Genomic DNA, 9,560 nt, shown 5'->3' on the forward strand with positions numbered 1-9,560 from the left:
TTTTTTAACGGGGTGGAGAATAGCGGAGTCGTCTCGCTGACCTCTTGCCTGCCAGGCAAGCGCTCTAGCCAGCTGAGCTAATCCCCCGTGGTGGGGCAAAAGTAATTAAAATTAGGTGTGTTGCAAATAAAATTATAAAAAAATTAACTGCCATATTTTACACTCAGCCTATCAAAAACCAGCAACATCCATTACTTTATTTTGCAAAACACCTTAAACATATTGTGAAATACACCAAAATTTTCACGAAAACCACCGAAATTTCTGAATACCGCAAATAAAATACCGAAAAAACATTTTGAATTTCATGTAAACACATAAATTAGCGTAAATTAATAACCATTTCACCCACAATAAACTTTAAAAAACAAGAAAAAAAACAGAAACAACATCAAAAAGTACAGAAAAAACCCAGTTTAAAACTAAAAAAACCAAACAAAACCAATTTTATGAAAAAACTCTTACTAAGTTTATTCATCCTAACGCTTTTCGCGAACTTCGCAATAGCTCAGGATAGAACCATCACTGGAAAAGTGACATCAAAAGAAGACAACCTACCCATCCCGGGCGCAACAATCCGCCTAAAAGGCGCAAAAGGCGGCACACAAACCGATGCCAGCGGAAACTTTTCTCTCAGCGTACCAAGAGACGTAACCACTTTAGAAGTTTCTACCATCGGCTTCCTGCCTCAAAACGTATCCATTACTTCAGGTAGCATGAACGTGAGTTTAGAAAACGACTCCAGAACCTTAAATGATGTCGTTGTAGTGGGGTATGGAACACAGAAAAGAGGAGAAACCACGGGGAGTACCTCTTCCGTTAGTGGTGCTGCAATTGCCCAAAAGCCAATCCAAAGTATGGAGGCAGGTTTAGCTGGTCGCGCTTCAGGTGTGCAGGTAACCAACGCCACAGGTGTATTAAACAGTCCGCCAGTATTCCGTATCCGTGGTACCAACTCTATTTCCTTAAGCTCACAACCCTTGTTTGTAATTGACGGGGTAGTGGCAACTACAGGTGATCAGGGTTTAACCGCAGCAGCAGGTAATGCATTATCAAGCATCAACCCAAATGACATTGAAAGCATTGATATCGCAAAAGATGCGGCTTCAACAGCCATCTATGGTAGTAGAGCAGCGAACGGTGTGGTTTTCGTAACCACCAAACGAGGCAAAACTGGTGCACCAAAAGTAACTTATGACACTTATGTAGGTTGGTCAAGCCCTTACCGCCTGCCCGAACTGTTAAATGCGTTTGAGTATACCGATTATAAAAACGAAGCTTTAGCTAACGCCGATGCCATCCGTAGAGGTAGTGTAAACATCACGGTAAACGGCGTTTCACAACTTCCTGTTTTTGCTTTAACCAATGGACCTGACGGCCAGCCAATCAATACCCGCTGGTACGACTATGCCTATCGCACTGGTTTCTCGCAAAACCACAACATGAATGTTTCAGGAGGTACAGAAGCCACTAAATATTACCTGGGTGTTGGTTATACTAACCAGGAGGGTATTATTCAGAGAAATGACTTTCAACGCTTAAACTCTATTTTTAATATCGACAGCAAGGTTAATGATTTTATCAGCATTGGAGGTAAATTATCTTATTCCAATGAGAAAAATTTAGCGGCCATTTCTTCAGGCTCCCTAAACGGAGAAGCCTATGGTACTGCCGGTATCGCCAGAACTGCTTTGGTAAATGCACCTAACGTATCTCCATTTAACAACGATGGTACTTATAATCTGGGCGCAACCTATATAGGCCCAATGAATAACGTAGTTAGCGGTGGACAAGTAGGTTTTTACAACTTTGCACAAATCCTGGAGCACGACAGGGAGAACAACGAGATCGATCACTTGCAATCCAATGCTTATGTGCAATTAACACCTTTAAAATGGCTTAGGTTAAGATCTGTTTACGGTATTGATTACATTAACAGTGACAACGACATTTTTTACAACCCAACTCATGGTACTGGTCAGGGAGTAAATGGCCAGGGAATTGGTGCTTTCAGGAAATCTAAAAACTGGACCTGGACCAATACTGGGCAAGCGACCTACAGCCTAAGTGATCATAATTTTGACTTATTGGTTGGTCAGGAACAACAAAGAAACACCGTAACTGGCTATGGAATAGACCGTCGTGGTTTAACAGACCCTGCATACGACGTGGTTCAGGCAGGTTACCAAACCAACAACTCTACAGCCGCTGCTTATGGAGAGAACTATTTACTATCCTTCTTTGGCCGTTTAAACTATAACTATGCCGGTAAATATTTCTTAAGCGGTAACTTACGTCAGGATGAATACTCTGCTTTAGGCGATAAAAAAGGTATCTTCTGGGGTGCATCTGCAGGATGGGAAATCACTAAAGAAAACTTCTGGATCAACTCCAATGCAAGCAATATTTTCAGCAGCTTCAAATTAAGAGGAAGTTATGGAAAAGTGGGTAATATCTCAGGTATCGGGAACTACGCTACTTTCTCAACCTTTGGCTCCGGCTTATATGGCGGTTTACCAAGCTCTTTATATTCCGCAGCTGGTAACACTGACCTAACCTGGGAAACCAGTAAGAAACTAGATGTAGGTTTTAACTTCGGTATCTTACAAGACCGCATTACTTTCGAAGGTGCCTATTACAAAAACAACATTGATGGTTTGATCCTTAACGTTGCACAAGCACCATCTACAGGAGTACCAACAAGCGTTTTGGCCAACGTAGGCTCTATGTATAACCGTGGTGTGGAATTGGCTATCGGGGCTACGCCGGTACAAAGCACTGGTTTTTCATGGAACTCCAATTTCAACATCTCTTTCAACAAAAATGAGGTAACTGAACTGGCACCTGGCTTAACAGAAATTGTTACACCAACAGGTTCTACAGCAACTGGTGAAAACGTAAACAGAACCATCCCAGGTTATTCGGTAGGTTACCTTTACGTAGTAAAAACAGGCGGTGTTGACCCCGAAACAGGAAGAAGGATCTTCTATAATAAGGATGGCCGAGCGGTAACTTATCAACACATTGTACCTACAAATGGTGCCAACTGGACCTACCTTGACGACGGTTCCAGAGCACCTGCCATTACGCAAAGTGCCGATGCTGTGATGTATCAAAATACAGCGCCTAAAATTTATGGTGGTTTCGATAATACGTTCCGCTTTAAAGGATTTGATGTAAACGTGATGTTAACCTACCAATTAGGCTTTTATGTTTCTTATGGAACAAATGCAGGTTTACACGATCAACGTTACTGGAACAATGCAAACGACGTGTTAAACCGTTGGAAGCAACCAGGCGATGTAACCGACTTCCCTAAACCAATCTATGGCGATAACGTTTCTTACGGAAATACCATGCCACTAGATATCAACGTGTTTAAAGGCGATTTCATCAAACTTAGAAACGTTAGCCTTGGCTACACCATTCCACAATCAGTATTAGGAAAAGTAAAACTTAACAACCTTCGGTTATATGTTGCAGGACAAAATCTGGCTATGATTACTGATTATCCAGGTTCTGACCCAGAGGTTTCCTCTAACGGCACAAGCTCTTCAGGTCAGGGTTCTGACAGGAACGCTGGTCCGAATGCCAGAACATATACCATGGGTTTAAGCGTAGGTTTTTAATTGATTATAATCATCAACATCATGAATAAAAGAAATTTATATATCATCACCTTAGGCGCCACACTGCTTTTTACAAGCGCCTGCAAAAGAGAGTATCTTACACCAGAATTAAAAACGTCTGTTGCGGCTGATAATGCCTTCGACACAGAATTCAGAATCGAAAGTCAGGCGCTATCACTATATGGTTCCTTAAAGTCCGGGGCTTTCTACGGAGGCCGTTACCTGGCTTATGGCAATGTGCGTGGTGAAGACTTTATCAACGAAACAAGTAACCTTGTTACCGCATCTGATGTGTGGAGCATGAATGTGGCCAATAGTGCTACTTCCGTAAAAGGACTTTGGTCTCAAGGTTATTTAACCATCAACCGCTGTAACGTATTTATCGATGGCATGACCGCAAAAGGAAGTGCTGTGGTTGGCGAACAACGCACTACAAAATACATTGCCGAAGCACGTTTAATCAGGGCATTATCTTATTATAGCTTACTGCAGGTATTTGCCCGTCCGTATGCCGATGGCGAAGGAAACAAACCTGGTTTGCCGATACGATTAACCGGCATCACTGGCCCTGGGTCCTCTGATTTAGTCAGAAGCACGGTTGCTGAAGTGTATACGCAAATTCTGGATGATTTAAACTTTGCCGAGGCAAACTTGGCTTCTACCAACGGATCGCCAATATTAAATACCACCAGAGCACACAAAAATACAGCTATCGCCCTAAAAACAAGGGTATACCTAAGCATGGGCAAATGGGCTGATGTAATTACTGAAGCCAATAAAATTGTTGCCCCGGCTTTTCCTTTCCAGGCATCAGCAAATGTGCCGCATGCCTTAGAAGCTGATGTAACGAATGTATTCAAAGCACCTTACACCACCAACGAATCAATCTTCTCTCTGCCGATGTCAAGTGCTGCAAGTCCGATAGATTACCCGGGCACCCAAAACTCGCTGGCATCGTATTTCTATTTTACAAACAATACGCCAGGCACAACGGAGTACTCACTGAATCCAACCGGTGTTATTGCCAATACCAGCTGGTCGGCAACAGACAAAAGAAGAAGCTTACTGTTTAAAACGCCTGCAGGAAAATCATTTATGGCCAAATTTACTGCACCTAACCCTTATACCGATTTTGTGCCAGTAATTAGGTGGCCTGAAGTTTTGCTAAATCTGGCAGAGGCACGCGTGCGTAGTACAAATGCTATCGATCCACAAGCATTAGCTTTGCTAAACAGGGTCAGACAACGTTCTGATGCTGCAGCAGTAATTGCACCAGCCTCTGTTGCTGCCTTTACCGATGCTATCTTAACGGAACGCAGAATTGAGTTTCTGGGAGAAGGCTTGAGAGGTCCAGACCTAACCCGTTTATTATTACCATTACCTGCAAAAGGAAGTGCGCCAGCTAAAGCGCCAGGAGATATTGGCTATATCTGGCCGATTTCTTCAGACGAATTATCATTAAACAAACTGATGACTGATAATTAAACCAAACCAACCAACTATGGAAAACGGGTGCCCTTACAAGCATCCGTTTTTTAGTTACAGGCTTTCTGGCATGAGTTTGGCATGTTACTCCTTAAAACACACCTATGAGAAAATTGTACACCATACTACTGCTTTCGGGCATTTTAATGTTTAGCTCTTGTTACACCACACAAACTGCCGGACGTAGCGGCAAAATTCCTCCAGGGCAGGCAAAAAAATATCACGGAAAGAAAAAATACAAAAGCAAGAAAAAAGGCAACTCTGCTAGGTATTACGCACCCGGACAAAGAAAAAAACACTAACGCCTACTTAAGGGCAGTTTGCTATAGGTAATTAACCTTTCCTAAGCACTTCTGCCCATACTTTATAACCTTCAGGGATCAAATGCAAACCATCTTTGAGCTCAGCTTTTAAATCTTTTTCCTCGTCAGTAAAGTGAGGATACAGATCGACGTTATGCTACAACACGAAGCAACTTACTTTTCAGTTTTAACACCTGTGCGGTCCGGCATTTCCTCATTTTCTGCTAATTTGAACAAATACTGTTGTACTAGTAATTTAAAAGATTGGAGTTGGTTGTTTACCCAGGTTGAATCCCGATTTAACTCTTCAGCAACAAGCTTTGCCACCCCTGGAGCCAGTTTCCCTGCAGCTTGAGCATCTACAAACAACCAACGGCTCCGTCTGGCCAGCACATCTTCTACAGTCCGCGCCATTTCCTGCCGTATCATCCATACTACCTCTCCTTTTAACAGAGGCAAGCCTACATAAACGGGTTGTGCTAAATCCGGTGCCGATAGAATGAGTTCCCTAATTTTTGAAGCGTCGCTACCATAAAGAGCGAATTCACCGGTTTCATTAACCCCTTCCGCCCCATGTATACGCAATTGTTCTGTTACACAAACTGCAGGTGGCAGTTGTTTTATTTTTATTGCCCGATCCAACGTATCTTTTGCCATCTTTCGATAGGTGGTCCACTTGCCACCAGTAATGGTAATCAGGCCCGAATCACTCACGATCAACTTATGACTTCTGGAAATTTCTTTGGTTTTGTGACTATTGTCGCTTGGTGCCGCCAAAGGGCGAAGGCCTGCAAAAGAGGATAAGATATCCGATAGTTCCGGCTTTTTACTCAGGTATTGCCCCGCTGTTTTTAAAATAAATGCAACTTCTGAGGCCAGCGGTTTTGGTTCCATCTGGTGTTCATTTACCGGGGTATCTGTAGTACCAACCAATACTTTTCCATACCAGGGCACGGCAAATAATACGCGGCCGTCACTGGTTTTAGGAATCATCAGGGCAACATCGCCCTGCAAAAAGCTCTTGTCAATCACGATGTGTGCCCCCTGACTAGGCCGCAGCAAGGGCTTGGCACTCGTTACGTCCATTTTCAAAACGTCGTCTACAAAAACCCCGGTGGCATTAATCACGGTGGTTGCATTAAGGTGATAGACTGTCCCGGTTTCAAGATCATTAGCCACTACCCCACTTAGCTTGCCATTTGTTGCTTTCACTAAGTCAACAACTTTCATATAATTTAACAATACCCCGCCCTGCTCAGCAGCTGTTTGTGCCAGGTTAATGGCCAGGCGTGAATCGTTAAACTGGCCATCGTGATAACTTACACCTCCCACCAGTTTGTTTTTTGATAACCCAGGTATCGCTTTTAGCACCTCACCGGCGCTTAAGGACGTAGTCTTTGGAAATGAATTACGACCAGCAAGAAGGTCGTAACAGGTTAACCCCACCAGGTAAAATAGTTTGGTAAACCAATGAAAACAGGGAATGATAAACTCCTGGTCATGCACCAGGTGAGCTGCATTTTTTAACAGCAGGTCGCGCTCCTGTAAAGCTTCATACACCAAGCCAATATCGCCTTGAGCAAGGTACCTCACACCACCATGCACTAGCTTGGTGCTTCTGCTGGAAGTACCTTTAGCAAAGTCGCTTTGCTCCAATAGCAAGGTGCGGTAACCCCTGCTGGCTGCATCTACCGCAATGCCTAGGCCGGTGGCACCGCCGCCGATAATGATGACATCCCAGGCTTGCTGATTTTCTAATTCTTTAAGGAAAACGGACCTGCTAAATATCATACGCCGGTATTTATCAACTATAACGGTAAAAGTTGCATTTAAGCGTAGTATTTATACTAAACTTTTAATTATTACGCCTGCCATTAAACTATAGTCATCAGATGATGGCTACCATATCGGTTTCCGTTAGCATAACGGATTATTATTATATATCCAGGAATAAGTTATATTAGGGAAGACAAAAAAACAAACGCAATACTTTAAAAATTATTGAAGTGAATACAAGTGTTTCAACCATGCCATCATACCATTTACTGTCCACAGATTAAATTTCCTTATGAAAACAACCTATTTAAGTATAGCCTTGGTGGCGTTATCGTTCTGCGTCATGGCGCAAAATAATACAACAGGACCGCAGCAGTTAAAATACGATGTTGAATTAAAGTTAGCAGGAACAAACACCTCAAATGTTGCCGGTGTGGATTCCCTGCTCCAAAGTTTTGTAGACCAAAAAAAGGCAAGTAGTTTGGTCGCTTTTGTAGCCAAAGACGGTAACGTAGTTTACAATAAGGCCTTTGGCTGGAAGGATATTGAAGGGCAGGTACCTGCAAGTGTAAATGATTATTATATTCTTTTTTCACAGACTAAAGCGGTAGTGAGTGTAGCCTTTATGACGCTTGTTGAAAAAGGACGGGTCGCAGTTGATGATCCTGTTTCCAAATACTTTCCTGGTATCTCCAATCAAGTGGTGACGAAGGTGAACGAGGATGGCACCTATTTAACGCGGCCAGCTGCTAATCCGATGACATTTGCACACCTCCTTTCGCATTCTTCCGGACTGAATGCTGGCCTGGTGGATAAAATCAGGAAGGCTGAAAAGGCTAAACGCTTAGCAGCCAATGGCACCCCGGAGAAGGAGCCTGAATGGGTGGTGGGGCAGCGCAGTTTTGGTACTGGTAACGTAAAGTACCTGAAAGAAGAGATGACGGCTTTAGCTAAATATCCGCTGGGGTTCGACCCGGGAAGTGAGTGGAGTTACCATGTCAGCACAAATATGCTTGGTTATCTGATTGAAGTTATTTCAGGAAAAACGCTCCGCGAATATGTAAAACTAAGTGTACTTGATCCATTGGGAATGACAGAAACAGACTGGTATTATAAGCCTGAGGCCCTTCAACGTTTTGTGAAAGCCTACAGTGCAGTTGATGGCAAACTCGTTGCAGAATCAAATAAATTTAGTGAGGGTACTGTCAGCAAGGAACAAACCTATTATGAAGGTGCCCTAGGGCTTAATGGACCCATTGCCGATTATGCAAAATTCTGCCAGATGTTATTGAATAAGGGAACCTTTAACGGACAGCAAATTCTAAAACCAGAAACGATAGCTTTAATGACCACCGTAAACCAATTGCCTAGTGTTAATGCGGGGGGAAAAGGGTTTCAGTTCGGCTTAGGCTTTGAACTGTACAATGCGGAAAAGAAGCCCGTTCCCGCGGTTTCCAATACAGCATTCGCCTGGGGAGGTATGTATGGCACTGAGTACATCATTGATCCGGAAAATAATATGATCGCATTATTTTATCTGAACATGCCTAAGCGCGAGCCCATTTACCCCTTGTTTTTGAGCAAGGCTTACCAGCTTTTTGAGTAATACATTTCAAAGCAATATTTTTAAACCAGGAAAGACCATTGTTTCTGATTGATGTAACAAGTTGAGCATGTGTTACCTGTTCGGGCTTTCTCTACCTTTTTTGTTGTGCGGTATCGGGTTTCAACTCATATTTAATCAATCCAGTTTTTTTGATCATGTTAGCAGGAATTTGAGGATACAGGTCATCTTCTGTACCCGGTATACCATCCTCTCCTGATGAGAATAATTGATATTGATCACCCACTCTCAAATAATTAAACAAGTTGCTTTTCCGGCCCTGAATTGCTTGTGTCGGATCATTGATAAAAACACTCTTATCATCTAACTGAAGCTGCTTTAGACTATCAGGATACACACCATGCTGTATTTTATAAAATTCAATATCTTTTACCAAATTGCTAATTTGCATTTTTGATATTTTTTCAATTCCGTCATTCACCTTAAAATAATTTTTTCCAGCGTAATATGGTGCCAGATATACAACAACCGAAAAGGCGACCCCAAATACGCCAATTAAGGTAAACCATTTGTCTTTAAACCTTGTAGCACCTAAGTAGATAAACACCAATCCTACAATAGCGCCAACAAAAGGAACTGCACACAAAAGCCCTAATAAATATGGAGGCTTCCTGTAAGCATTTCCAGGTAAAGCATTAACCTTCACTCTTGTTTTGCTTAAACTACTTCGAATAAGTCCAATAAAATTGATTTGGTCAGTATAGGATTGGAAAGCACTTTTGGGAATCAAAGAAACTTTTTCAT

The 9,560-nt window shown here is 42.5% G+C and carries 6 protein-coding genes and 1 tRNA gene; 4 read left to right on the forward strand and 3 right to left on the reverse strand.

Annotation, left to right across the window (positions count from 1 at the left end):
- Nucleotides 1-13: 13 nt before the first annotated feature.
- Nucleotides 14-87 (reverse strand) — tRNA-Ala (locus ACR2F3_RS09850).
- Nucleotides 88-449: 362 nt separating this feature from the next.
- Between ACR2F3_RS09850 and ACR2F3_RS09855 the strand changes: the two genes are divergently transcribed.
- From ACR2F3_RS09855 to ACR2F3_RS09865, 3 genes are all read left to right on the forward strand, one after another.
- Nucleotides 450-3,629, forward strand: a complete 3,180-nt coding sequence (locus ACR2F3_RS09855; protein WP_432709808.1) for a SusC/RagA family TonB-linked outer membrane protein — start codon at nucleotides 450-452, stop codon at nucleotides 3,627-3,629.
- A gap of 21 nt (nucleotides 3,630-3,650) precedes the next feature.
- Nucleotides 3,651-5,114: a RagB/SusD family nutrient uptake outer membrane protein gene (locus ACR2F3_RS09860; protein WP_432709809.1), complete on the forward strand. Its 1,464-nt coding sequence runs from the start codon at nucleotides 3,651-3,653 to the stop codon at nucleotides 5,112-5,114.
- Nucleotides 5,115-5,218: 104 nt separating this feature from the next.
- Nucleotides 5,219-5,416 carry a quinol oxidase subunit 4 gene (locus tag ACR2F3_RS09865; RefSeq protein WP_432709810.1) on the forward strand — a complete coding sequence of 66 codons (198 nt, stop codon included), beginning with the start codon at nucleotides 5,219-5,221 and terminating at the stop codon, nucleotides 5,414-5,416.
- A 174-nt stretch (nucleotides 5,417-5,590) separates the two neighbouring features.
- Here ACR2F3_RS09865 and ACR2F3_RS09870 read toward each other — a convergent pair whose 3' ends face one another.
- Nucleotides 5,591-7,207 carry an FAD-dependent oxidoreductase gene (locus tag ACR2F3_RS09870; protein WP_432709811.1) on the reverse strand — a complete coding sequence of 539 codons (1,617 nt, stop codon included), beginning with the start codon at nucleotides 7,205-7,207 and terminating at the stop codon, nucleotides 5,591-5,593.
- A 277-nt stretch (nucleotides 7,208-7,484) separates the two neighbouring features.
- On the opposite strand from ACR2F3_RS09870, the gene ACR2F3_RS09875 reads away from it, so the two are divergent.
- Nucleotides 7,485-8,798 carry a serine hydrolase domain-containing protein gene (locus ACR2F3_RS09875; RefSeq protein ID WP_432709812.1) on the forward strand — a complete coding sequence of 438 codons (1,314 nt, stop codon included), beginning with the start codon at nucleotides 7,485-7,487 and terminating at the stop codon, nucleotides 8,796-8,798.
- A gap of 91 nt (nucleotides 8,799-8,889) precedes the next feature.
- On the opposite strand, the gene ACR2F3_RS09880 is transcribed toward ACR2F3_RS09875, so the two are convergent.
- Nucleotides 8,890-9,560, reverse strand: a 671-nt coding sequence (locus ACR2F3_RS09880) for a type II secretion system protein GspG (RefSeq protein WP_432709813.1), incomplete at its 5' end; no start/stop codon positions are given.

Origin of the sequence: Pedobacter sp. (assembly GCF_045627485.1) — a bacterium.
In the GTDB taxonomy this organism is placed as follows: domain Bacteria; phylum Bacteroidota; class Bacteroidia; order Sphingobacteriales; family Sphingobacteriaceae; genus Pedobacter.